Source organism: Nocardioides sp. HDW12B (assembly GCF_011299595.1).
Lineage (GTDB): Bacteria > Actinomycetota > Actinomycetes > Propionibacteriales > Nocardioidaceae > Marmoricola_A.
In genome coordinates, this window is sequence record NZ_CP049867.1 from 1,522,181 (window position 1) to 1,546,383 (window position 24,203).

19 protein-coding genes are annotated in these 24,203 nt (G+C 73.1%); 10 read left to right on the forward strand and 9 right to left on the reverse strand.

The window, feature by feature from the left end; genetic code table 11:
* Positions 1 to 9 precede the first annotated feature (9 nt).
* Complete coding sequence (locus G7072_RS07210) at positions 10 to 504, reverse strand: DUF5709 domain-containing protein (protein WP_166084934.1); 495 nt, start codon at positions 502 to 504, stop codon at positions 10 to 12.
* A gap of 101 nt (positions 505 to 605) precedes the next feature.
* Positions 606 to 1,130 carry a hypothetical protein gene (locus tag G7072_RS07215; RefSeq protein WP_166084936.1) on the reverse strand — a complete coding sequence of 175 codons (525 nt, stop codon included), beginning with the start codon at positions 1,128 to 1,130 and terminating at the stop codon, positions 606 to 608.
* A 241-nt stretch (positions 1,131 to 1,371) separates the two neighbouring features.
* On the opposite strand from G7072_RS07215, the gene G7072_RS07220 reads away from it, so the two are divergent.
* The 3 genes from G7072_RS07220 to G7072_RS07230 all read left to right on the forward strand — a co-directional run bounded on the left by G7072_RS07220 (position 1,372) and on the right by G7072_RS07230 (position 5,967).
* The gene (locus tag G7072_RS07220) at positions 1,372 to 3,411 is read left to right on the forward strand and encodes a hypothetical protein (protein ID WP_166084938.1); all 2,040 of its coding nucleotides are present in this window, start codon (positions 1,372 to 1,374) and stop codon (positions 3,409 to 3,411) included.
* A 63-nt stretch (positions 3,412 to 3,474) separates the two neighbouring features.
* Positions 3,475 to 4,938 carry a glucose-6-phosphate dehydrogenase gene (zwf, locus tag G7072_RS07225; RefSeq protein WP_166084941.1) on the forward strand — a complete coding sequence of 488 codons (1,464 nt, stop codon included), beginning with the start codon at positions 3,475 to 3,477 and terminating at the stop codon, positions 4,936 to 4,938.
* A 54-nt stretch (positions 4,939 to 4,992) separates the two neighbouring features.
* Positions 4,993 to 5,967: an aldo/keto reductase gene (locus G7072_RS07230; RefSeq protein ID WP_166084943.1), complete on the forward strand. Its 975-nt coding sequence runs from the start codon at positions 4,993 to 4,995 to the stop codon at positions 5,965 to 5,967.
* A gap of 12 nt (positions 5,968 to 5,979) precedes the next feature.
* Here G7072_RS07230 and G7072_RS07235 read toward each other — a convergent pair whose 3' ends face one another.
* Positions 5,980 to 7,539, reverse strand: coding sequence for an alpha/beta fold hydrolase (locus G7072_RS07235; protein ID WP_206063313.1), 1,560 nt, complete (start codon positions 7,537 to 7,539; stop codon positions 5,980 to 5,982).
* Positions 7,540 to 7,802: 263 nt separating this feature from the next.
* Here G7072_RS07235 and G7072_RS07240 point away from each other — a divergent pair, with 263 nt between their 5' ends.
* On the forward strand, positions 7,803 to 8,879 hold the full coding sequence (locus tag G7072_RS07240; protein WP_166084945.1) for a CapA family protein: 1,077 nt from the start codon (positions 7,803 to 7,805) through the stop codon (positions 8,877 to 8,879).
* Between the two features lie 6 nt (positions 8,880 to 8,885).
* On the opposite strand, the gene G7072_RS07245 is transcribed toward G7072_RS07240, so the two are convergent.
* Genes G7072_RS07245 through G7072_RS07265 form a run of 5 tightly spaced genes read right to left on the reverse strand, consistent with a single transcriptional unit; the run spans position 8,886 to position 13,239 of the window.
* Complete coding sequence (locus tag G7072_RS07245) at positions 8,886 to 9,668, reverse strand: M15 family metallopeptidase (RefSeq protein WP_166084946.1); 783 nt, start codon at positions 9,666 to 9,668, stop codon at positions 8,886 to 8,888.
* 37 nt (positions 9,669 to 9,705) lie between these two features.
* The gene (locus G7072_RS07250; protein ID WP_166084948.1) at positions 9,706 to 10,098 is read right to left on the reverse strand and encodes a universal stress protein; all 393 of its coding nucleotides are present in this window, start codon (positions 10,096 to 10,098) and stop codon (positions 9,706 to 9,708) included.
* The gene (locus tag G7072_RS07255; RefSeq protein WP_166084950.1) at positions 10,095 to 11,651 is read right to left on the reverse strand and encodes a tripartite tricarboxylate transporter permease; all 1,557 of its coding nucleotides are present in this window, start codon (positions 11,649 to 11,651) and stop codon (positions 10,095 to 10,097) included. Before G7072_RS07255 ends, G7072_RS07250 begins: the two co-directional genes overlap by 4 nt.
* Positions 11,651 to 12,199 (reverse strand): tripartite tricarboxylate transporter TctB family protein, encoded by a 549-nt coding sequence (locus tag G7072_RS07260; RefSeq protein WP_166084952.1) that lies wholly within the window; start codon positions 12,197 to 12,199, stop codon positions 11,651 to 11,653. Before G7072_RS07260 ends, G7072_RS07255 begins: the two co-directional genes overlap by 1 nt.
* Entirely contained in the window at positions 12,196 to 13,239 is a 1,044-nt protein-coding gene (locus G7072_RS07265; RefSeq protein ID WP_240917189.1) for a tripartite tricarboxylate transporter substrate-binding protein, read from the reverse strand. The genes G7072_RS07260 and G7072_RS07265 overlap by 4 nt, the downstream gene beginning before the upstream one ends.
* A gap of 125 nt (positions 13,240 to 13,364) precedes the next feature.
* On the opposite strand from G7072_RS07265, the gene G7072_RS07270 reads away from it, so the two are divergent.
* From G7072_RS07270 to G7072_RS07285, 4 genes are all read left to right on the forward strand, one after another.
* Entirely contained in the window at positions 13,365 to 14,972 is a 1,608-nt protein-coding gene (locus G7072_RS07270) for an ATP-binding protein (RefSeq protein WP_206063314.1), read from the forward strand.
* A complete protein-coding gene (locus tag G7072_RS07275) occupies positions 14,969 to 15,652 on the forward strand; it encodes a response regulator (protein ID WP_166084957.1) in 684 nt (227 codons plus the stop codon). Before G7072_RS07270 ends, G7072_RS07275 begins: the two co-directional genes overlap by 4 nt.
* A 129-nt stretch (positions 15,653 to 15,781) precedes the next feature.
* On the forward strand, positions 15,782 to 18,406 hold the full coding sequence (locus tag G7072_RS07280) for an ExeM/NucH family extracellular endonuclease (RefSeq protein ID WP_166084958.1): 2,625 nt from the start codon (positions 15,782 to 15,784) through the stop codon (positions 18,404 to 18,406).
* Positions 18,407 to 18,643: 237 nt separating this feature from the next.
* On the forward strand, positions 18,644 to 20,155 hold the full coding sequence (locus tag G7072_RS07285; RefSeq protein ID WP_206063315.1) for a DEAD/DEAH box helicase: 1,512 nt from the start codon (positions 18,644 to 18,646) through the stop codon (positions 20,153 to 20,155).
* A 54-nt stretch (positions 20,156 to 20,209) separates the two neighbouring features.
* Here the strand turns inward: G7072_RS07285 and G7072_RS07290 are convergent, their stop codons facing one another.
* Positions 20,210 to 20,863 (reverse strand): hypothetical protein, encoded by a 654-nt coding sequence (locus G7072_RS07290; protein WP_166084960.1) that lies wholly within the window; start codon positions 20,861 to 20,863, stop codon positions 20,210 to 20,212.
* Between the two features lie 92 nt (positions 20,864 to 20,955).
* Between G7072_RS07290 and G7072_RS07295 the strand changes: the two genes are divergently transcribed.
* Positions 20,956 to 22,572 carry a GMC family oxidoreductase N-terminal domain-containing protein gene (locus G7072_RS07295; RefSeq protein WP_166084962.1) on the forward strand — a complete coding sequence of 539 codons (1,617 nt, stop codon included), beginning with the start codon at positions 20,956 to 20,958 and terminating at the stop codon, positions 22,570 to 22,572.
* Positions 22,569 to 24,158 carry an aldehyde dehydrogenase family protein gene (locus tag G7072_RS07300; protein WP_166084964.1) on the forward strand — a complete coding sequence of 530 codons (1,590 nt, stop codon included), beginning with the start codon at positions 22,569 to 22,571 and terminating at the stop codon, positions 24,156 to 24,158. Before G7072_RS07295 ends, G7072_RS07300 begins: the two co-directional genes overlap by 4 nt.
* Positions 24,159 to 24,203: the final 45 nt, after the last annotated feature.

The window sequence follows — 24,203 nt, forward strand, 5'->3', positions numbered from 1 at the left end:
CTCGGCCGGTCAGCCCTCGATCGTGTGGACGGCCGCCTCCTCGGCGGACGCACCGGCCCCGTCGATGCCGACGTCCTGGGCGACCTCCTCGGACTCGACGTCCTCGTGCGCGCCCTCGTCGGGGGACACCAGCCGACCGGTGCGCGCGTCGCCGACCTCACCGCCGTCACCGTCGTTCTCGATCTCCTCGACCGACATGTGCGCCGCCTGCTCGTAGGGGTCCTCCTCGGGCACCTCCTGGGCGTAGCGCTGGTCGAAGGTCTCGCCCGTCGCCTCCTCGCGCGGGGTGGTGCCGAAGCCCTGGCCCGGCGACCACCTCTCCCCGGGCGAGTAGCCCTCGTCGAGCGGCTCGGCCAGCCCGCGGTTGTCGCTGAGGCTGTCGCCGTCGCCCTGGGGCTGGTCCTCGTCGTCGACGCTGTAGCCGTGGTAGCTCTCACCGTCGGGCTCGGTGGGGTCGGCGCCCTCGACCGGGTCGGACCCGCCGCTGCTCGTGTCGCTGGTCATCTCGGGCTCCTGTCACGTCGGGTGCGGCGCCCCGTCCGTTGACGCGCCTCCCCTCCAGCATGCGCCCGCGGTGAAGCGACGGACAGCCCGTGCGGGAGCGACTACGACGCGGGACCCGCCCGCTCGGACGCCTCCTCCGGCGTGACACGGATGCAGTCGGTCGTCGCGCTCCAGACGAGGACGTCCTCGTCCACGCTGAGTCGCACCTCCACGTCGTCACGGGACACGGACACGCTCGCGGGGATGAACCCCTCGGCGTCGGAGGTCTCGCCGACCTCCCACCCGGCCTCCGTCGCGGCCTCGGTCACGCGGTCGAGGGAGGGTCTCGCGTCCGGTTTCCGGAGCGCCCACCGCGCGTAGTAGCTGAGCCCCTCGACGGGCGCGGACGAGCACACGTCGTACTGGGTCGACCCGGCCTCGACGGTCCCGCCGAGCGCGTCGGACAGGGCCTCGCCGAGGGCGTCTCCGGCCCGGTCGACCTCGGGCTCCGCCTGCTGCAGCCGCGCGGCACCGTGCTCCGGGTCCTGGTCGCCGAGTCCGCCACTGCCACCGCCGCTGCCACTGCCACCGTCACCGCAGGCCGCGACCACGCCCGTCGCGAGCAGCACCCCGAGCACTCGCCTCATCACGTGTCGGCCCCCCAAGGTCGCTGTGTCGACGGGGCCGAGACTACGCACGCGCGGCCCGGTTCGAACCGCTTCCGGCGTCCCTCGCGCCGCCCCTGGTGCCGGTCCTGGCCGGTCCCGGTGACGTTCCGTCCCGCGCCCGGGTTCGTGCCGCGGGCGCCGTCGTCTGCGCGGCGAGCGGCGGCGGGGGCCGACCCTGGGTAGATTTCGTGTCAGACGGACACCAGGTGCAGGAGGTGGGATGGGCACGGCGACGCTGGTGCGCACGGTCGTGGTCGCGCTCGTGTCCGCGACCGGTGCGGCGGCCCTCGCCCTCCCCGCGGCCGTCGCGGCGCCGGCCAACGAGCCCGCGAACCGCCCGGCACCGACCGCGACCCCCACCGAGGAGCCCAGCCCGACCGAGCCTCCCGAGCCGCCGCCCGACACCGTGCCCCCGCCGCCCCCGGACCTGGGGGAGCCGGAGGTCGAGCCGGGCGGCGAGATCACGCTGGCCTTCGCCGCTGAGGACCGCTCGCTCGTCGAGGTCGTCGAGGTCGGTGAGGACGCCGAGAGCGACCAGCCGGTCGCGCAGCGTCGCGCCAACGCCCAGGCGCAGGAGCTGCGGTGGACCGCCGAGTCGGGGGAGCGGACCTACGAGGTCACCGCCACCGACCGGGAGGGCAACGAGAGCCAGCCGGCGACGGTCACCATCGAGATCGACGCCGACCCGCCCGTCGTACGACGCTTCGAGGTCACCTCGGGCACCGCGAAGGACCCGTTGAGCAGCGTGCTGCTCGTGACGGAGCCGGCCACCACCTACGCGGTGACCGTCGACGACGAGGTCGTGGCGTCCGGCACCACGGCCGACACCGGCCGGGAGGTGATCGAGGAGAGCCTCGACCTCGCCGACGGCCGCTACCCGGTCGAGATCGACCTCGCCGACGAGACCGGCAACACGACCGAGGACCGTCAGGTGCTCGTCGTCGCCGTCGGCGACCTCTTCGTGAGGGCCCGGCTGACCAGCGAGCCGACCGACCTCAGCCAGGTCGTCGAGATCCGTGCCACGCCGGGTGCCACCGGTCAGGTCGAGGTCACCGCCACCGCCGACGACACGGCCGACGACACGGCCGACGACACGGCCGACGACACGGCCGACGACACGGCCGACGACACGGCCGAGGACACCGACGCGGCCACCGAGGTCGAGCCGGAGCGCTTCCGGGTGGCCGACGACGGGACCGCCGAGGTGCGCCTGCAGCTGCCCGACGGCGACTACGAGGGCGCGGTCGTGCGCGTCGAGGACGCGCAGGGCCGCGAGGGCAGCACCGCGATCGACGGGTTCGCCGTCGACACCACGCTGCCCGAGCTGGAGCTCGCGCTCGTCGACGGGGTCGCCGAGGAGGGCCGCCTGGCCTTCGAGGTGACGGCCGAGGAGGGCAGCGAGGTCGACTGGCGCGTGCTCGACACCGCGGGCCGCGTGGTCACGCTGGGCACGTTCATCGCCTCGGCCACCCCGGAGGTCGTCGACCGCGACGTCGACGAGGGCACCTACACCGTCGAGGTCTCGACCGCCGACATCTTCGACCGGACCGCCGAGCAGCAGACCGAGGTCACGGTCGCCTCCGACCCGATCACCCCCCGCACGCTGGCCCTGGCCGGGCTCGTCCTGCTGGTGCTGCTGCTCGCCCTGTTCCTGGTGGCGCGTCGCCTCTGGCGACGGCGGCAGGAGCGGCGCGAGGAGCGGCGTGCGCTCGGGCCGAGGCTCTCGGCCCAGGAGGACCGCGCGGCGTACGAGCGGGCCGAGGCGGCCTGGGTGACCCAGCACCAGGCCCTGACCCGGCTCGTCCACGTCGCACGGGGCGACGTGCCCGACGACCTCGTGCTGCCCGTCGGCTTCACCCTGCTGCCGGGCGAGGTGGCCCTGTGGTCCACGTCCGCCCGGCTCATCGAGCTGGCCGAGAGCGGTGGCGACGACGCCGCCCTGGAGGGCGGGAGCGGCGACGTGGTGGTCACCGACCAGCGCCTGGCCTTCGTGGGGGCCGGGGGTGCCGGGGGTGCCGAGGGTGCGGCGTCGCGTGACTGGTGGCTCGCCGCCGTCGAGCGGGTGCGCCACCTCGACCACGAGCGCACGGTGCTGCGGAGCCGGGACGCCCCGGGCTGGACGGGCGTGGCGTACGCCGCGCAGGTGACCCGGCAGTACCTCGACCTCGCGCTGGCACGTGCGCAGGGCACGCCGTACGACGGCATCGTCGACCAGGGACTGCGTGACCACGAGATGCGACGCCCCACCCCGCCGGCCTGACCCGACCACCGAGCCGGGTGGCTTCGTCACACGGCGGCAACGACTCCTGCCTACAGTGGCGCCATGTCGCGCCCGGAGAAGTCCGCCTCGTCCCGTCCCCACGTCGTGGTCCTGTTCGGCGCGACCGGCGACCTGTCGCGCCGCAAGCTGCTCCCGGGCCTGCTGCACCTCTTCCAGGCCGGGCTGCTCGACGACACGCGCATCATCGGCAGCAGCCTCGACGAGATCGACGACGAGAAGTTCGTCGCCATCGCGCGCGAGGCGTGCGAGCAGAGCCGCGGTGACGGAGCCGACGGGCGCTGGGACGAGTTCGCCTCGATGCTCTCCTTCGTCCCGCAGCAGAAGGGCGCCCAGGGGCTCGCCGACGCCGTCGCCCGGTGCGAGAAGGAGCTCGCGGGTGAGGGGGAGGTGCAGCGGCTGCACTACCTGAGCGTGCCGCCCAAGGCGGCGCTCGCCGTGGTGCACATGCTCGAGGAGGCCGGGCTGGCCGAGCGCTCGCGCATCGTCATGGAGAAGCCGTTCGGCACCGACCTGGAGAGCGCGCGGTCGCTCAACGCCGAGCTGCACGAGGTCTTCGCCGAGGAGCAGATCTTCCGCATCGACCACTTCCTGGGCAAGGAGGCGGCGCAGAACATCCTCGCCTTCCGCTTCGCCAACGGTCTCTTCGAGCCGATCTGGAACCGCAACTTCATCGACCACGTGCAGATCGACGTGCCGGAGACGCTGGGGCTCGAGACCCGCGCGGAGTTCTACGAGTCCACCGGCGCCTACAAGGACATGGTCGTCACCCACCTGTTCCAGGTGCTGGCGTTCATGGCGATGGAGCCGCCCACCGCACTGGCGCCCGGGCCGATCGGGGAGGAGAAGGTCAAGGTCTTCCGCTCGATGAAGACGATCGACCCGTCGCAGGCCGTGCGCGGGCAGTACGTCGGCTACCGCGAGCTCGACGGCGTCGACGACGAGTCCGACGTCGACACCTTCATCGCGCTGCAGGTGGAGATCGACAACTGGCGCTGGGCCGGGGTGCCGTTCTACCTGCGCACCGGCAAGAAGCTGGCCGAGGGCGCCCGCATCATCTCCATCGCCTTCAAGGAGCCGCCGCGCCACATGTTCCCCCAGGGCTCAGGGGTGGGTCTGCAGGGCCCGGACCACCTGACCTTCGACCTGGCCGACCAGTCCCGGATGTCGCTGTCGTTCTACGGCAAGCGTCCGGGCCCGGGCATGAAGCTCGACAAGCTGTCGATGCAGTTCGCCATGCACGAGAACAAGAACTCCGACCAGGTGCTCGAGGCCTACGAGCGGCTCATCCACGACGCGATGCGCGGCGACCACACGCTGTTCACGACCGCCGACGGCATCGAGCGGCTCTGGGAGCTCTCCGAGCCGCTGCTCACCGACCCGCCCCCCGTCCGGGCGTACGGCGAGGGCACCTGGGGCCCCAATGCCATCCACCAGCTGATCGCTCCGCGGGCGTGGCGGCTGCCGTTCGAGCGGAGCTGGCGCGACCCCAACGACAGCGGCGTCTGACGGGGTCCGTCACGATCCGTCGGGCGGGCTGGACACGGGGAGCAGGATGGCCCCATGGACTACACCCATCTCGGCCGCAGCGGCCTCTCCGTCAGCCGACTCTGCCTGGGCACGATGAACTTCGGTCCGGAGACCTCCGAGGAGGACAGCCACGAGATCATGGACCGGGCACTCGAGCTCGGCATCAACTTCTTCGACACCGCCAACGTCTACGGCTGGGTCCCCGGCGAGGGCGTGACCGAGCAGATCATCGGTCGCTGGTTCGCCCGCGGAGGGGAGCGGCGCGAGAAGACGGTGATCGCGACCAAGCTCTACGGCTCGATGAGCCAGTGGCCGAACGACACGTTCTTGTCAGCGCGCAACATCCGGCTCGCGTGCGACGCCTCGCTGAAGCGGCTGCAGACCGACTACATCGACCTCTACCAGATGCACCACGTCGACCGGAGCACGCCGTGGGACGAGATCTGGGAGGCCTTCGAGGTGCTGCGCCAGCAGGGCAAGGTGCTCTACTTCGGCTCCTCCAACCACGCGGGCTGGCACATCGCCCAGAGCATGGAGACGGCACGGCGCCGCGGCCAGACCGGGCTGGTGAGCGAGCAGTCGATCTACAACCTGCTCAAGCGCGAGGTCGAGCTCGAGGTGCTCCCGGCCTGCCAGGGCTACGGGCTCGGCGTCATCCCCTGGTCGCCGCTCAACGGCGGGCTCCTCGGCGGCATCATCCGCAAGACCGAGAAGGGCCAGCGCCGCCTCACCGGACGTGCCAAGGACGCCCTCAAGACGCACCGCAAGGCGCTGCGGGCCTACGAGGACTTCTGCGACGAGATCGGCGAGCTCCCGGCCCACGTCGGGCTGGCCTGGCTGCTGCACCAGGAGGGCGTCACCGGACCGATCATCGGGCCACGGACCCTGGAGCAGCTCGACGGGTCGATCCGGGCCACCGAGATCCGGCTGAAGAAGGACGAGCTCGCGCGGGTCGACGAGATCTTCCCCGGACCCGGCGGGCCCGCCCCCGAGGCCTACGCCTGGTGAGACGCCGACGGATCAGCCGACGGTGGGCAGGTGCACCTGGGTGTCGTCGAGCGTGACGACACCCGCCGTACGGCTGCCGAAGCCGACGAAGGAGTCGCTCAGGGCCGAGGTCAGCAGGTAGAGGTTCTGGCCCTTCGGGACGTTGACCGCGACCGCCGGCAGCTCGATGCGACGGCGCTCGCCGGTGACCGGGGTCTCCTCGTTGAGCGGCATCACGTTCTTCTGCACCAGCTTGGCGTCGGCCGGTGAGGTGCCGATGGCGAGGCCGAAGAAGGCCCGGCTGTTCGGCGTCAGCGTCGTCACGTCGGCGGTGAGGTGCGACGAGCCCGCGACGCGGTAGGGCCCGGTCGCGATCTCGGTCGCCTGCGCCGGGCTCGCCACGGTCGGGGTCGTGATCGTCCCGAGCGCCTTGGTGGTGTCCGGCGTCACCGAGCTCACCGTGGTGCAGGTGTTGCCGGCGGTCGCCAGGTGGAAGCGGCCGTAGCCGCGCAGCCCCGTGTCGCGCCCGCGCAGCTTCTCGTCGAAGAAGCGCAGGGAGAGCTGCTCGAAGCTGCCCCCGGCGAGCTTGGTGCTGCAGGGGTCGCCGCTGACCTCGACGCCGGCGGGGAAGGCCGACGGCAGCACGTGGCCGCCGTTGTAGCCCACGAAGATCGAGCTGCGGCGGGCCCGGTCGGTGAGCGCGGTGCGCCAGTTGGTCAGACCCTCCTGGAGGTTGAACAGCGAGTCCGTGGCGCCCTGTCCCATGAGGACCGGGATGTCGAGGCGGCGGCCGTGGTCGACGTGCCACTGGGGTCCGTTGCGCTTGAAGAACTCGACCAGGTTCTGCCCACCGGGCACGCTGCCGTCGGGCCACTCGCCGGTGGCGGCGCCCTCGATGAGCGCCTGGTAGATCTGCGGCGGCAGCGAGTTGCTGGGCACGGCTGCGCCGCTGAGGGCCAGCGCCCACTCACTGCGTACGACGCCCTCCGGGGCGAGGCTGCGGTTGAGGTCGTTCCACGTGATCTCGGGGGCCAGTGCGTCGAACACCGGCGTGCCCTTGAGCCGCAGGCTCTCGAACGCGCCGAGGAACTGGTAGCCGCCGCCGTAGCTGCCGCCGATGGCGCCGAGGCGCGGGTCGCCGGGGGCGTCCTTCTTCACCCACCGCTGCTGCGCGACCAGACGGATGAGGCCGCGGACGTCGTGCCCCTCGACGCGGGGGTTCTCGACGTACGCCTGGCCGCCGCTCTGGCCGAATCCGCGCTGGTCGTAGGACAGCACGCCGTAGCCGGCGTCGAGGAACCGCTGGAAGTCGGCGGGGTCCTGGTTGCGTGAGCCGCCCCAGCCGTGGCTGTGCATGATCAGGGGGACCTTGCGGTCCGCCGTGGCCTGGGCAGGCTGGAAGAGCGTGTAGCAGATGTCGACGCGTTCGCTGGTGCCCGGGTCCGGCACGCTGCTGATGCAGCCGTCGGTCACCCGCGTGGCCGCCGCCGAGGCGGCCGGCAGCGCGCCCCCGGTCAGCGGCAGCGCGGTCAGGCCGGCGGCGGCCGCGGCCGTGGCCAGCAGGCCTCGGGCGGTCCTGGTCGTTCCTCGCACGTCTCTCACCCTCCGTCGAGATCGGTCACGTGGAAGGTTCAACGATGTGACGACGGTCGCGTTACGTCGGCTCCAGCGGCTGGGTTGTCAGCCGAGTCGTCGGCCGGGTTGTCGGCCGGGGCTACCGTCGACAGCCAGGGCCCCACCCCCGACGACCGCAGGTCAGGGAGGTCACCGTGCGACCGGACGGACGTCCCCCGCAGCGACGGTCTGCCGGCCTGCATCGGCCACCGGGACGGGTGCTGGGTGTGCTGGCAGGGGCGGTGGCCGTCCTGGTCCTCTCGCTCGCGGCCTGCGACTCGGGGCCCCGACCCGGCGGTCTCCCCGAGCGCGTCGCGCGCCTCGACCCGGAGGACGCGGGAGACGACGGGCGTGCCCGAGGCAGCGACGGCCCGCCCCGGGGGACGGTGAGGCTCGCGTTCGCCGGCGACGTGCACTTCGAGCTGCAGCACCGCCGGTTGCTGGGTCGCCCGGCCACGGCGCTGCGGGCGATCGCACCGGCACTGAGGTCGGCCGACGTCACCATGGTCAACCTCGAGTCCGCGGTGACGCGGCGCGGGACGCCGGAGCCGAAGAAGTACCACTTCCGCACCGACCGCCGCGCCCTCGACGTGCTCGCCGGGGCCGGCGTGGACGTCGCCTCCCTGGCCAACAACCACGCCGTGGACTACGGCGCGGTCGGGCTGCGCGACACCCTCGCCGCCAAGCGGTCGGACCCGCCGGTGGCGCTGGTGGGTGTGGGCGCCGACCGTCGCGAGGCGTTCGCGGCCCACCGGGTGAGGGTCGGCAGCACCGACCTCGCGTTCCTGGCCGCATCGTCCCGCCGTGAGTACACGATGGACGCCTGGTCGGCCGCGCCCGGCTCCCCGGGGATCGCGGCCGCGCGGCACCCGCGTCCGCGTGACCTGCTCGACGCGGTCGAGCGCGAGGCCGCACGCGCGGACGTCGTGGTCGTCTACCTGCACTGGGGGGACGAGTACGCCCGCTGCCCGGACCCGAAGCAGCGCACGACCGCGCGGGCCCTGGTCGCGGCCGGCGCCGACGTGGTGGTCGGCACGCACGCCCACGTGCTCCAGGGGTCGGGCTGGCGCGGGGACAGCTACGTGAACTACGGCCTCGGCAATTTCTTGTGGTACCACAACTATCGTCGTGAGGACACCGGGGTCCTCCAGGTGACGATCCGCGACGGAGAGGTCGTGGGGGACGCCTGGACGCCGGCGGCGGTCGACGTCGACGGCTCCTTGCCCCGACCGGTCTCCGGCCCGGCCGCCGCGCAGGACCGCCGTGCCTGGGAGCGTCTGCGCTCCTGCACCGACCTCGCCGGCTCCCCGCAGGGCTGAGGGACGTCAGCCGCCGGAGGCGGAGAAGTGCTGGTAGTCCTTCGAGCTGCGCCAGCGACCCCCCCACTCCCAGCCGACGCTCGCGAACGCCCGGTCCACCACGTCGCCGGCCACCACGACGCCGGGCTCGGCGCGCGCCCCGCGCCCCCGCGGCACGTCGACGTACGCCGCTCCCTCGGCGGGGACGAACGCGGCGCCCTGGACGTAGGGGTTCTGCACCGGGTTGAGGTCGATGGCGCCGCCGTAGGCGTGCTCGGACCACCGGTCGGTCCCGGCCACGCGCCGGCAGTTGTAGGCCGAGGTGTTGTTGGCCGCCATCGAGCGTGCGTCGTCGGCGCCGTAGGCGTCCACCAGGCGCATGCGCTGGATCGGGAAGCGCGCGTCGTACAGGCGCTCGAAGACGCTCACGACGTCGTCGGCGTGGCGCGCGGCGACCACGAGCTCGCCGGTGCGGGAGCGACCGTCGAAGCCGACGTAGGACAGGGTCAGGTGCCGCAGTCGGTCCAGGGGCACCGGGCAGCCCGGTCGGTGGCTCGCCGACATCCGCTCCCGCAGCGCGGGCGTGATGGGCGAGACGCGTGCGGTGAACCCCGCCGGTCCCGGGTCGGCTCCCCGTTTCTTCTCGGGAGCGCCGCTGCTTCGCACGCGCTCTGGTTCGGGGCCGGGCGGCGTCGACGAGGAGGGGGTGGCCGGGGGCTCCGCGCCCGTGGGCGCGGAGCGCCGGTCCGCGGGGCCGGAGCACCCGGCGGCGAGCAGCGCCACCGTCACCAGTCCCAGGAGGGTCCTCATGGCGTCGACCCTAGGTCGCGCCCGGTCAGCGGCTGGCTCAGCGGGTGGGCTTGACCGCCACCACCGGGCAGTGGGCCTCGAGGATCAGGCGCTGGGCGACGCTGCCCATGATCAGCTTGCCGAGCGGGGTGCGGTGGCGCACGCCCACCACGAGCATCCGCGGCTGCACCTCCTGCGCCACCGCCAGCACCTCGTCGGCGACGTCGGGGGAGATCGACTGCCGCAGCTCGGCCTCGAACGGCAGCGCCTCCAGACGGGCCCGCACGTCCTCGGAGGCCGCGCTGCCGGCGTACCGGTCGTCGACGAGCTTGTCGCCGCGGGTCGCGTTGACGACGACGAGTCGGTCACCGCCCTCGGCAGCCAGCCCGACCCCGTAGTCGAGGGCGGCGGCGCCGTAGACGTCGTTGCTGTAGGCCACGACGACGGTCATCGGGTCACCTTCTCGTGGTCGGGGTGGGTGCCGAGCGACTCGTGCGAGCCGTCGGGGTGGGGCACGACGTCGACCAGCGGGTCCGGCCGGCCACGCAGGGAGCGCAGGCCGAGCAGCACCAGGCCCAGCGCGACCACGGCGTACACGATCACCGCGACCGGCTCGCTCCACAGCGTCGAGATGCTGGGGTCGATGGCCAGGGCCTGGGCCAGCTGGTACTCCATCTGGGGGCCGAGGATGACGCCGATGATCAGCGGCAGCACCGGGATGCCGAACCGGCGCATCCCCAGCCCGAGCACGCCGAAGATCAGCAGCAGGAGCAGGTCGAAGGCCTGGAAGTTGACGCTGTAGGCGCCGAGCGAGGCGAAGAACAGGATGCCCGCGTAGAGGTAGGGCCGCGGGGTGCGCAGCAGCTTGGCCCACAGCGGCGCCATCGGCAGGTTGATGAGCACCAGCAGGGTGTTGGCGATGAAGAGCCCGGCGAGCAGGGTCCACACGAGCAGCGGCTCGTTGTCGAACAGCGCCGGGCCGGGCTGCAGGCCGTAGCTCTGCATGGCGGCCAGGATGACCGCCGCGGTCGCGGTGGTCGGCAGGCCGATGGCCAGCAGCGGGACCATGGTGCCGGCGGCGGAGGCGTTGTTGGCCGCCTCCGGCCCGGCCACGCCCTCGATGGCGCCGCGGCCGAACTCCTCGGGGTGCTTGGTCAGCTTCTTCTCGCTGATGTAGCTGAGCAGCGTGGGCATCTCCGCCCCGCCGGCCGGGATGGCGCCGAAGGGGAAGCCCAGCGCGGTGCCGCGCAGCCACGGCTTCCACGAGCGGCCGAGGTCTGCCTTGCTCATCCACGGACGGCCGACGGGGATGATCTCGAGCGGCTTGCGGCGCAGGTGGGCCGCGACCCAGAGCGCCTCGCCGAGGGCGAAGATCGCCACGGCCACCACGACGATGTCGATGCCGTCGGCCAGCAGGGGCTGGTCGAAGGTCAACCGGGCCTGCCCGGTGGTGGTGCCGACCAGCCCGATGGCCAGGCCGACGAAGAGGGCAATGAAGCCGCGCAGCCGCGAGTTGCCCAGCACCGCGGTGACCGCGATCAGGGCCAGCAGGATCAGCGCGAAGTACGACGGGGCGCCGAGCTGCACGACCAGCTTGGCCAGCGGCGGGGCGAAGAACACCAGCAGCGCGGTGCCGATGGTGCCGGCGACGAACGAGCCGATGGCGGCGGTGGCGAGCGCCTGGGCGGCCCGGCCGGTCTTGGCCATCTTGTTGCCCTCGAGCGCGGTCACCACCGACGAGGACTCCCCGGGGGTGTTCAGCAGGATCGAGGTGGTCGACCCGCCGTACATGCCGCCGTAGTAGATGCCGGCGAACATGATGAGCGCGGCGCTGGGGGAGACGTTGTAGGTGACCGGCAGCAGCAGCGCGACCGTCATGGCGGGCCCGATGCCGGGCAGCACGCCCACGGCGGTGCCGAGCATGACGCCGAGCACGGCGAAGAGCAGGTTGGTCGGGGTCAGCGCGTTGCCGAACCCCTCCATGAGCATGGTGAGGCTGTCCATCAGAGCACTCCGTCCAGGATGCCGGCGGGGATCGGGACCCCGAGGCCGACGTAGAAGCCGTACCAGGTGCCGACCGAGAGGACGGCGCCGATGACGAGGTTGAGGCCGATGCGGCGGCTGCCCACGACCCACGCGGCGCCGGCGAACAGCAGCGCGCCCGTGATCGCCCAGCCGAGCCAGTCGATGAGCACGATGTTGAGCACGAAGACGCCGACGAGCTTGGCGACGGTGGCCCAGTCCGAGGGAAGCGTCAGGTCGACGTCCTCGCCCTCCTCGGCGCTCGGCAGGTCGCCGCGCCGGGTGGCCACGGCGAGCAGGACCCCGAGCAGGACCAGCGCGGCACCGACGAGGAACGGCAGTGCGTCGGGCTGCACCGGCTGGTCGGAGAACGCCGGGGCGAGGGTGCTCGCGTCGTACAGCACGTAGCCGCCGCCGACCACGAGGCCGCCCGCGACGGCGTACTGCGCCTTGTCGGTGCGCGCGGGGGTGGACGCGGAGGTGGACGCGGCCGGGACCGGCGGCGGGGTGGGGGTGGTGGAGGTGCTCATACGAGTCCCAGCTCCTTCAGGGTGTCTTCCACGCGGGTCTCCTGCTCGTCGAGGAAGACCTCGAAGTCCTCGCCGGTGGCGAAGGCGTCGATCCAGTTGTTGGCCTCGAGCTGCTCCTCCCACTCGGGGGAGTCGTGCATCTCCTCCAGCAGGCCGGTCAGCTCCGCGCGGGTCGCGTCGCTGATCCCGGGCGGGGCGAAGACGCCGCGCCAGTTGGTGAAGACCAGGTCGACCCCGGCCTCGCTCAGCGTCGGTACGTCGCTGCCGGGGAGGCGCTCGTCCCCTGAGGTGGCGAGCATCCGCAGCGACCCGTCGGCCAGCTGGCCCTCGACCTCGCTGGGACCGGTGGTCCCGACGTCGATCTTCGAGCCCAGCAGCGCCGCGGTGAGCGGACCGCCACCGTCGTAGGAGATGTAGCGGACGTCACCGGGCTCGACGCCGATCGTGTCGGCCAGCTGCATCGGGAAGAGGTGGTCGGGCCCGCCGGCGGTCGAGCCGCCGCCGACCACGACCGAGCTCGGGTCGGCCCGCCAGGCCTTGACCAGGTCGTCGACGGTCTCGAAGGGGGAGCCAGCGGGGACCAGCAGGCCCTCCTGCTCCTCGATGAGGCGGGCCAGCGGGGTCGCGTCGGTGACGCGGGCGGCCGACTTGTTCGTGTAGACCGCCCCGACCACGCCGAGCCCCATGGTCATCATGAGGTCGTCGGCGCCGTCCTCGTTGAGCAGCCGCTGCATGGCGACGCTGCCCGAGGCACCGATGATGTTCGAGACCTCGAAGCGACCCGTGAGGTCCTCGTCCTCCAGCACGTGCACCGCCGCGCGGCCGGTCTGGTCGTAGCCGCCGCCGGGGCTGTTGGGGATCATCATGCGCAGCCGACGGTTGCCGGGCTCGTCCCCGCCGCGGGTGACGCCGCACGAGCTGACGCCGGCGGTGAGGCCGACGACGAGCAGCGCGGCGGCGACTCGGCGCAGACTCTGCCGTCGGGGCCGGCCGGGCCGTCGGTGCCGGCCGGGCCGTCTGGTCCGGGGTGTCCTGGTCACGTGTGCTCCTCCTGGTCCGGCGCCGGCCGGGCTGTGACTGCGGTCACGATCGACGGGCGCAGGACGATCATGCGGTCGACGTGTGAGGGTGGTCACCGTTGAGGTCGCAAGAGAGGTTGAGTTCATTGTGGTCACGGCCGCCTGAGCGCGTCGGTCGGCTGTCGCTGGCCGGCCAGCTGCTGCTCGTGCAGCTCGCGGTGCTCGGCGCGGTGCTCGCCCTGGTGGCGGTGATCTCGGTGCAGCAGTCGACCCGGTCGTTCGAGGAGGAGCGCGGCAGCCTGCTCCGCTCGGTCGCGGAGTACCTCGCCAGCCAGCCGGTGGCACGTGTGCAGGTCGGGCAGCCGGACGCGAGCACCGCGGTGGCTCCGCTGGTGAGCGAGGTGCTGGCGTTCTCCGCCGCCGAGACGGTCGCCATCGCCTCGCCCGACGGCGTGGTGGTGGCCTCCACCGACCCCACCCGCAACGGCCGCGAGGCCGCCCTCGGCGACAGCCGGGTGCTGGAGGGCCGCGGCTGGAGCGGGGAGGTCGACGACGACGGCGACCACCTGCTCGCCGCCCACGCCCCGATCCTCGACGACCGGGGCGACCTGGTCGGGGTGGCGATGGCCGAGGCGTCGTACCCGTCGGTCTGGGAGCGGTTGACGCTGGCCGCGCCGGACCTGCTGCTCTACCTCGGGCTGGGGGCGCTGCTCGGGGTCGGCGGCTCGCTGCTGGTGTCGCGCTCGGTCCGGCGGCGCACCCGGGGGCTGCGGCCCGGAGAGATCGCGACCCTCGCCGACCACCGCGAGGCGCTCATCTCGAGCATCCGGGAGGGCGTGATCGCGGTCGGCACGGACGGCCGGGTGACGATGGTCAACGACTCGGCGCGCGACCTGCTCGGGCTGGGGGCCGACGCGGTGGGGCGTCCGGTCTCCGAGGCGGGCCTGCCCGCGGAGGTGGAGGCGCTGCTGCTGGCGCCCCAGGAGTCGCAGGACGCCGTGCTCGTGGTCGGCACCCGCGTGCTGGTGTTCAACCAGCGCGCTGCCTCCAGCCGGGGCGAGGGGATCGGTACGGTCACCACCATGCGCGACCGGACCGAGCTGGTGTCGATGCAGAACCAGCTGAGCTCCAACCTCTCCCTGACCGACACGCTGCGCGCGCAGACCCACGAGTTCGCCAACCAGCTCCACACCATCTCCGGGCTCGTCCAGCTCCAGGAGTACGACGAGGTGGTCGCGATGGTCGGCGACATGGCCCGGCGTCGTGAGGAGCTGGTCCGCCACGTCACCGAGCGACTGGCCGACCCCGCCGTCGCCGCGCTGGTGGTGGCCAAGACCAGCGTCGCGGACGAGGCCGGTGTCACCCTCACCCTGCTCGACGACGCCCGCCTGCCGGGCCTGCCCGCCGACGTCTCGGCCGACCTCGTGACGCTGGTGGGCAACCTGGTCGACAACGCCGTCGACGCCTGCCGTGACGCGGCCCGCCCGACCGTGCGCCTGCTGCTGACCCACGACCCGCTCGAGGGACTGGTCGTCGAGGTGCGCGACAACGGACCGGGCGTGCCGGCCGGCGCGCGCGACAGCATCTTCGTGCGCGGGTTCTCGACCAAGGGCGACGCTCCCGGAGGGCGTGGCATCGGCCTCGCGCTGGTCCGACTGATCTGCACCCAGCGCGGCGGCACGGTGGCCGTGGACCGCGACGGCGCGGAGACCGTCTTCCGGGTCGCGCTGCCGCTCGAGCGGGAGCCGGCATGAGCGACGACCTGGGTGTCCTGGTCGTCGACGACGACTTCATGGTGGCCCGCATCCATGCCGGCTTCGTGGACCGCACCCCCGGCTTCCGCACCGTCGGCCAGGCCCACTCCGGCGGCGAGGCCCTCGACCTGGCGGCCGGGCTGCGTCCGGACCTGATCCTGCTCGACGTGCACCTGCCCGACCTGAGCGGGCTCGAGGTGCTCGCCACCCTCCGCTCGCGCGGCAACGTCGCCGGTGTCGTCATGGTGACCGCCGAGCGGGACGTCGAGGTGGTCCGGGCCGCGCTGCACGGCGGCGCGATGCAGTACCTCGTCAAGCCCTTCACCGCCGACGAGCTCGCCCGTCGGCTGGAGCGGGTCCGCCAGGCGCTGGCCACCCTCGACACCGCGGAGGTCGACCAGGCCGCCATCGACCGGGCCTTCGAGGCCGGGGCGGCAGGCCCCGCCGGACGCGGGCGCGCGTCGCTGCCGAAGGGCCTCAGCCAGCAGACCGCGGACCTCGTGCTCGGGGCGCTGCGCGAGGCGGGGGAGCAGTCCGCCGCCGACTGCGCCGAGCGGCTCGGCCTCTCGCGCGTCACGGCACGCCGCTACCTCGAGCACTTCGTGGCCACCGGAGTCGCCTCGGTGCGCCTGAACTACGGCGGCTCGGGGCGCCCCGAGCACCGCTACCGCGGCACCTGAGCCGCGTGGGCGGGATGTCCTGCTCGGGACCGTCACGGAATCGCATCAGTCTTCAGTCCCGGTCTACCCATTCGTCACTTCCCTGACATAGCGTCCGCGGGGTCATCCCCCCTCGGAAAGGCACCACCTGTGCGCTCTCGCACCCGGACAACACCCCTGGTCCTGGCTCTCGGCACCACGGCGGCGGTCGTCACCGGACTCATCAGTCCCGTGCCGGCCTCGGCCGCAGCCCCCACCGCGCCGTACATCTCGGAGATCCACTACGACAACACCGGCAACGACGTCGACGAGTTCGTCGAGGTCACCCTCCCGCCCGGTACGTCGAGCGAGGGTCTCAGCCTCGTGCTCTACAACGGCACGAGCTCGGCGAACGCCGCACCCTCCTACGACACCGATGCGGTGACCGCACGGACCGCTCCGGCGGACGAGTCGCTCGCCGTCGCCGTCGGCTACCCGGCCAACGGCCTGCAGAACGGCGAACGTGACGCGATCGCCCTCGTGCGCGGGGGCCAGGTGCTCGAGTTCCTCTCCTACGAAGGGGTCACGACCGCCGGCGGCGGCCCGGCTGCCGGATCGACCAGCACCGACATCGGGGTGAGGGAGGCCGGCACGGAGCCGGTCGGGCAGTCGCTGCAGCGCACGTACGACGCCGCGTCCGACCGCCTGGTGTGGTCCGGTCCTGCCCCGGCGAGCAAGGGGCAGGTCAACGCCGGGGGCACGGAGCCGGAGCCCGAGCCGGAGCCCGAGGTCTGCGACCTCACCCCCACCCACCGCATCGGTCAGGTCCAGGGCGACGGTGCTGCCAGCCCGCTCGTCGGGCAGCAGGTCGTGGTCCGTGGCACGGTCGTCGGAGACCTTCCCGGGTTCAGCGGCTTCTACCTGCAGGACGCGGGCGACGGCGACGACGCCACCAGCGACGGGCTGTTCGTCTTCAGCCCGGCCGAGGTGGACCTCGGCGACGAGGTCGCTGTCGCCGGCGCGGTCGCGGAGTTCGGGGGCCAGACGCAGGTCGGCTCGCGCGAGGACGTCGAGGTCTGCGCCGACGGCACGACTGCCGACCTGCCCGCGCCCGCCGGGCTCGACCTGCCCGCCTCCGACGCCGAGCGCGAGCCGTTCGAGGGCATGCGCGTCGAGCCGGTCGACACCCTGACCGTGAGCGAGGTCTTCGACCTCACCAGCTTCGGCGAGCTGACCCTCTCCGAGGGCGGTCTCCTCGTCCAGCCCACCGAGCTCGCCCGCCCGGGACCCGAGGCCGAGGCCATCCGTGATCAGAACACCCTGCGCCGCATCGTGCTCGACGACGGCCGGAGCGCGCGGGTGAGCACGACCACCCGGCCCTACCTGTCCCCGCGCACGCCGGTCCGCGTGGGCGACGAGCTGTCGTTCACCGAGCCGCTGGTGCTGGGCTACGGCTTCTCGCAGTGGCGGCTGCAGCCCGCCGACGGCACCGCCGACGGCGTCTTCGCCCCGCAGAACACGCGGCAGGCCACCCCCGACCCTGTCGGCGGCGACGTCCAGGTGGGAGCGTTCAACGTCCTCAACTACTTCCTGACGCTGTCGGGGCCGGACGCCCGCGGCGCTCGCACCGCCGCCCAGCTGGAGAAGCAGGCCGGCAAGATCGTGCCCGCCGTCAACGCGCTCGGCGCCGACGTCGTGACGCTGATGGAGATCGAGGACACCGACTCCACGGGTTACGCCCCCGGCAACGCCGACGCCGCCCTGGCCGACCTGGTGCGCCGCCTCAACGCGGACGCCGGCGCGGGCACGTGGGACTACGTCCCGATGCCCGAGGAGCTGTACGGCGTCGACCGCGACGCCATCCGCAACGCGATCATCTTCAAGCCGGCCGCGGTGCGTCCCGTCGGCGACCCGGTCGGCCTCGTCGACGAGGACGTCTGGTTCAACGCGCGCGAGCCGATCGCCCAGACCTTCACGGGGCGTGCCCCGGCCGAGGACGACGTGTTCACCGTCGTGGCGAACCACTTCAAGTCCAAGAGCGCGGGGGAGTCGACCGGCGACAACGCGGACGCCGGTGACGGGCAGGGCCAGTGGAACGGTGACCGGACCCGGCAGGCGGCCTCGCTGGCTGCGTTCACCGACAGCCTGCGCGCGGAGACCGAGGACGACGACGTCCTGCTGCTCGGCGACTTCAACGCCTACACGCAGGAGGACCCGATCGAGCGCCTGCGCGACGCCGGGTTCGACGACCTCGGCGACCTGCTCGACGCCGGTCGCTACAGCTACGTGTTCGACGAGCAGTCGGGCTCGCTCGACCACGCTCTGTCCACCGCGTCGCTGACCGAGAAGGTCACCGACCTGGCGCACTGGAACGTCAACGCCGTCGAGTCCTTCGCCTACCAGTACACCGGCGACCCGGCGCTCTACGCCCCCGACGCGTTCCGCTCGAGCGACCACGACCCGCTGGTGCTGGGCCTCGACCTCGAGGTGCCGACCCCGGCGGCGTACCCGTGCGACGGCCGCGTGCCGACGCTGATCGGCACCCAGGACGACGACGTCCTGCGGGGCACGGCCCGACCGGACGTCGTCCACGCGCTGAGCGGCGACGACACGGTCACGGGCCTGAACGCCGACGACGTGGTCTGCGGGGGCGCCGGCGACGACGTCCTCGAGGGTGGCAACGGCGCCGACCGGCTGCTCGGCGGGTCGGGCGACGATGTGCTGCGCGGGGGCAACGGCACCGACGTCCTCGACGGCGGGTCGGGTGAGAACACGCTGGTGCAGGGTCGCGGCTGACCCGCAGGATCGGTGGAACGACCGATCGCCGTCCCGGGGTGTGTGATGCACCACGCCCCCGGGGCGGCGATGCGGGTGTTGTCCTCGGAGCACGCTAGGCTCGGGTCTGCCCGGCAACGGGCGCGTCCGGCCCCTTCTGTTCTGCCTCGGGCCGTCGACTCTTCGTCATCCACCAGCGCCGCGGGCCCTCTGCCCGCGCCGGGCAGGACGACCCATCGACGTTTCTGGAGATACCTCATGGCGGACTCCCGCCCCCCGTCCACCCTGTCCACCCCCGCGTCCGGCTCGTCGTTCGCCGACCTCGGCCTCCCGGCTGCCGTCGTCACCGCCCTGGCCGACCAGGGCATCACCGAGCCGTTCCCGATCCAGGCGGCCACGCTGCCGCCCGCGCTCGCCGGCCGCGACGTCCTCGGCCGCGGCCGCACGGGCTCCGGCAAGACCTACGGCTTCCTGCTGCCGCTGGTGACCCGGCTGTCCCAGCCCGGCGCCGCCCGTCGGCCCAAGCAGCCGCGCGGCCTCATCCTCGTCCCCACCCGTGAGCTCGCCACGCAGATCGACACCGCACTGGCCCCGCTCGCGCGCGCCACCGGGCTGCGCAGCACGACCGTCTTCGGTGGTGTCTCCGCCGGTCGCCAGATCGACGCCCTGCGTCGGGGCGTCGACATCGTCATCGCCTGCCCGGGTCGCCTCACCGACCTGATGCAGCAGGGCGCGGTCGACCTCGGCGGCGTCAGCGTCACCGTGCTCGACGAGGCCGACCACATGGCCGACCTGGGCTTCCTGCCCGGCGTCCGCCGCCTCATGGACCAGACCCCGCGCAACGGTCAGCGGCTGCTGTTCTCCGCCACCCTGGACAACGCGGTCGACGTGCTGGTCAAGCGCTTCCTGACCGACCCGGTCGTGCACAGCGTGGACACCGCGCAGTCGCCGGTGACGAACATGGAGCACCACGTGCTCGAGGTCGACACCGCTGCGCGCATGACGGTGATCTCCGACCTGGCCGCGGCGCCCGGCCGGACGGTCATCTTCACCCGCACCAAGCACGGCGCGAAGGCGCTGAGCCGCAAGCTCAACGCCGGCGGCGTGCCGGCCGTCGAGCTGCACGGCAACCTGTCGCAGAACGCCCGGGCCCGCAACCTCGCGACGTTCTCCGAGGGCAACGGCGGGACGCTGGTCGCCACCGACATCGCCGCCCGCGGCATCCACGTCGACGACGTCTCGCTGGTCATCCACGCCGACCCGCCGACCGAGCACAAGGCCTACCTGCACCGCTCGGGCCGCACCGCGCGCGCCGGTGCCGCCGGCACCGTCGTCACCATCGTGCTGGACCACCAGCGCTCCGAGGTCCGCGCCATGACCAAGAAGGCCGGGATCAGCGCGACGCGCACCCGCGTCGACGGCACCCACCCGCTGCTGCGCACGATCGCGCCCGGCGAGCGCACGTACGCCGACGCGGCCACCATCGCGGCCTCGATGCCGAACGTGCCGAACCAGCCCGGACACCGCTCCGGCGGTCGCTCGGGCGGGGGGCGCTCCGGCGGCTCGGGTGGCAACCGCTCGCGTCGCGGCGGTCCGTCGGGCCAGGGCGGCTCGTCCGGCCAGAACGGCCAGGGCGGCCAGGGCGGCCAGTCCCGCTCGGGAGCGGGCCGACCCCGTCGTGGCGGCAGCGGCGCCGCGACCCGCACCGGCTCGTCCGGTGGCTCGCACAGCGCCGCCTCGTTCTCCGGCAACCGCTCGCGCGGCCGCTGACCACGACCCGCTCGACCTGCTCGACCTGACCGGTCGGCCCCCTGGGCCGGCCGGTCAGTCGCAGTCGTCGCAGACGCCGGTGGCGGGTAGCTCCGTGAAGTGCACGGGGCAGATCGCCAACGGCTTCTCGACCGGCGCCGCCTTCGCGACGCTCGCAGCCGTGGACCGCGACGACGTCGCGGTCCGGGGCGTCGCCGCCCGGGCCCCCGGGACCCGAGTCGACCGCTCCGGTCGCGGTGCCGCGGCCCGCACGGTGACGACCGGGCCACCCCCGCCCTCGGGGAGCTCGGCGCCGAACCAGCGGTGGCACGCCAGCCGCTCGTGGGAGGCGTGCTCGTCGGGGTCGCCCACCTGCTCGTGCCGCAGCACCTCGACCGAGAGCGCGTAGGCCGGGCTCACGTGCCCCTTCGCGTCGACGCACAGCGACGACAGCAGCGGTTCGCGCCGCTCCACGCACGCGCGGCCCACCCGGCCGAGGACGTCGCCGATCCAGCTCATCGGGAGCTGCTTGGTGCGGATCAGGCTGCGCTCCTGCACCCAGGCGGCCAGGTCGCGCAGCGACACCGTCTCGCCGTACGTGCCGGCGGTCTGCTCCAGCTTCTCGCGGGCGGCCAGGGCGTAGGTCTCCCGGGTGACCTCCTGCCCGACGACCGCGGCGTTGAGCCAGCGACGAGGTCCTGCGGAGCTGGTGGGGAGGTCCGACGCCATGCCGAGGATTCTAGGCGCGGACCGGCCACCCCTGCGGGGGGCTTCGCGTCGTTCGTGTTGTCGGTCACACGCCCGCCGCGTAGGTTCGGGCCGTGGACCCACAGACGCACGACTACGTCATCGTCGGAGCCGGCAGCGCGGGGGCGGTGATCGCGGCGCGGCTGACCGAGGACCCGGGTGTCTCGGTGCTCCTGCTTGAGGCCGGGGGCGAGGCGGAGGCCGACGAGATCAGCATCCCCGCCGCCTTCCCCAACCTGTTCAAGACCAAGTGGGACTGGAACTACTCCACCTCGGAGCAGAAGCAGCTGCACGCGCGACGCGCCTACTGGCCGCGCATGAAGGCGCTCGGCGGCTGCTCGTCGATGAACGCCATGATCTACATCCGCGGCAACCGCGCCGACTTCGACGGCTGGCGCGACGCGCACGGCGCCACCGGCTGGGGGTACGACGACGTCCTGCCGTACTTCGTCCGGGCCGAGGGCAACACCCGGCTGGGGGAGCCGTTCCACGGCCAGGACGGACCCCTGCACGTCGAGGACCGCCGCTTCACCCACGAGCTGACGCAGTGGTGGGTGGACTCGGCGGTGGCCTCCGGCATCAAGCCGACCGACGACTTCAACGGTGCCGAGCAGGAGGGCGCCGGGCTCTACCAGGTCACCTGCAAGAAGGGCCGGCGCTGGTCGGTGGCCAAGGGCTACCTCGAGCCGGCCCTCGACCGGCCCAACCTGACGGTGCTCACGGGCGCCCACGTCACCCGCGTGGTGGTGGAGGGGAGCCGCGCCGTCGGGGTCGCCTACGAGCGTGAGGGCAGGGAGCACGTCGCCCGGGCCGGTGCCGAGGTGGTGCTGTCCGGCGGCGCGGTGAACTCCCCGCAGCTGCTCATGCTCTCGGGCATCGGTCCGGCCGACCACCTGCGCGAGCACGGCATCGACGTGGTGGCGCACCTCGAGGGCGTGGGCCAAAACCTCCACGACCACCCGGCGGTGCCGATGATCTGGCACACCAAGGACACCACCGACGTCGCGGAGTTCCTCAACCTCAAGAACCTCCTGCTCGCCAAGGCCGGTCGCGGTCCGCTGACCAGCAACGTGGGGGAGGGCGGCGCCTTCTGGCGCACCCGCGACGACCTCGAGGCCCCGGACATGCAGGTCCACGTCGCGCCCGCGGGCTTCTGGGACAACGGTCTCCACGAGCCCACCACGCGCAAGGTCACGACCGCCGCCACCCTGGTCAGCGTGGCCAGCCGGGGCCAGCTGCGGCTGCGTTCGGCCGACCCGCGCTGGCACCCCGACATCGACCCGGCCTACTACGACGACCAGGCCGACCTCGACGCCGTGGTGGCGGGGCTCGAGCGGATGCTCGACATCGCCTCGGCGGGCCCCTTCGCGCGCCACCTGGCCGCGCCGTTCCTGCCGTCGGTCGCGAAGCCCACGACCGAGGATCTCGTCGAGCTCGTCCGGTCCCATACCCAGACGCTCTACCACCCGGTGGGGACCTGCGCGATGGGCAGCGGCGAGCAGGCGGTCGTCGACCCCGAGCTGCGGGTGCGCGGCGTCGAGGGACTCCGCGTCGCGGACGCCTCGGTGATGCCGGTCGTCACCCGGGGCAACACCAACGCCCCCACCGTCATGATCGGCGAGAAGGCCGCCGACCTGCTGCGGGGCCGCACCGCCGGCTCGCCCACCTCCTCGACGAAGGACGCCCGATGACCGACTCCCTGACCCGCCCCGAGCGCACCCGCCCCGAGCTGAGCCGACCGGAGGCGCTGGACGCCCAGGGTGCCACCGGCGACGACGTGCTGGAGGTCCACAGCCCCGCCACCGGAGACCTCGTCGGCGCCTACGCCGTCGACGACGACGACTCCGTCCGGGCCGCGGTCGCCCGGGCCCGCGAGGACGCCGCCTGGTGGGGCGGGCTCGGCTTCGAGGGCCGCAAGGAGATCCTCGACCAGTGGCGCGGCGTCATCGCCCGCCGCGCGGGCCAGCTCGCCGACGTCGTGCACCGCGAGACCGGCAAGCCGCACTCCGACGCCATGCTCGAGGTGGCCCTCACCGTCGACCACCTCGCCTGGGCCGCGAAGCACGCCCCCAAGGTGCTGGGGTCGCGCAAGGTCTCCTCCGGCCCCCTCATGGCCAACCAGGCCGCCACGCTGGAGTACCTCCCGCTCGGGGTGATCGGGGTCATCGGTCCCTGGAACTACCCCGTCTTCACCCCGATGGGCTCCATCGGCTACGCCCTGGCCGCAGGCAACGCGGTCGTGTTCAAGCCCAGCGAGCTGACGCCCGGGGTCGGGGTCTGGCTGGCCGACGCGCTGCGCGAGGTCGTGCCCCAGCGCCACCTCCTCCAGGTCGTCGTCGGTCGCGGGGAGACCGGCGCCGCCCTGTGCGGGTCCGCCATCGACAAGCTGGCGTTCACCGGCTCGACCGCGACCGGGAAGAAGGTGATGGCCGCCTGCGCGCAGAACCTCACCCCCGTCCTCATCGAGGCCGGCGGGAAGGACCCGCTGCTCGTCGACGAGGACGCCGACGTGGCGGCCGCCGCCGACGCGACGGTGTGGGGCGCGTTCTCCAACGCCGGACAGACCTGCATCGGCGTCGAGCGCGTCTACGTCCACGAGAAGGTGTACGCCGACTTCGTGGGCGAGGTGACCCGGCTGGCCGGCGACGTGCGGGCCGGGTCCGGCGACGGGGTCAAGTACGGCCCCATGACGATGCCCAGCCAGGTCGACGTCATCAAGGGCCAGGTGGAGGACGCGGTCGCCAAGGGAGCGACGGTGACCTTCGGCGACGTCGCCGACCTCGGGCAGCACCGGACCGTGCAGCCGATCGTGCTGACCGACGTGCCGGCCGACTCCACCGCCATCACCGAGGAGACGTTCGGCCCGACCGTGGCCGTCACCCGGGTCCGGGACATGGACGAGGCCGTCGAGCTGGCCAACGCCACGGCGTACGGCCTGGGCTCCACGGTGTTCTCGAAGGCACGGGGCCCGGAGCTGGCGCGCCGGCTGCGCTCGGGCATGACCGCCGTCAACGGCGTCATCACGTTCGCCGCGATCCCGTCCCTGCCCTTCGGCGGGGTCGGCGACTCGGGCTTCGGGCGGATCCACGGCGAGGACGGCCTCAAGGAGTTCACCTACGCCAAGGCCGTGGCGCGTCAGCGCTTCAAGCCCCCGCTGGCGCTGACCACCTTCGCGCGCACCGCGAAGACCGACACCACGCTGGCCACGATCGTCAACGCGCTCCACGGCGGCGCCAGTCAGCTGCCGAAGCTGCCGAAGCGACCCAAGGGCGCCTGAGGGACACTGCTCGCGAGACGCGCGAAGGGGCTGACCGGATCTCCG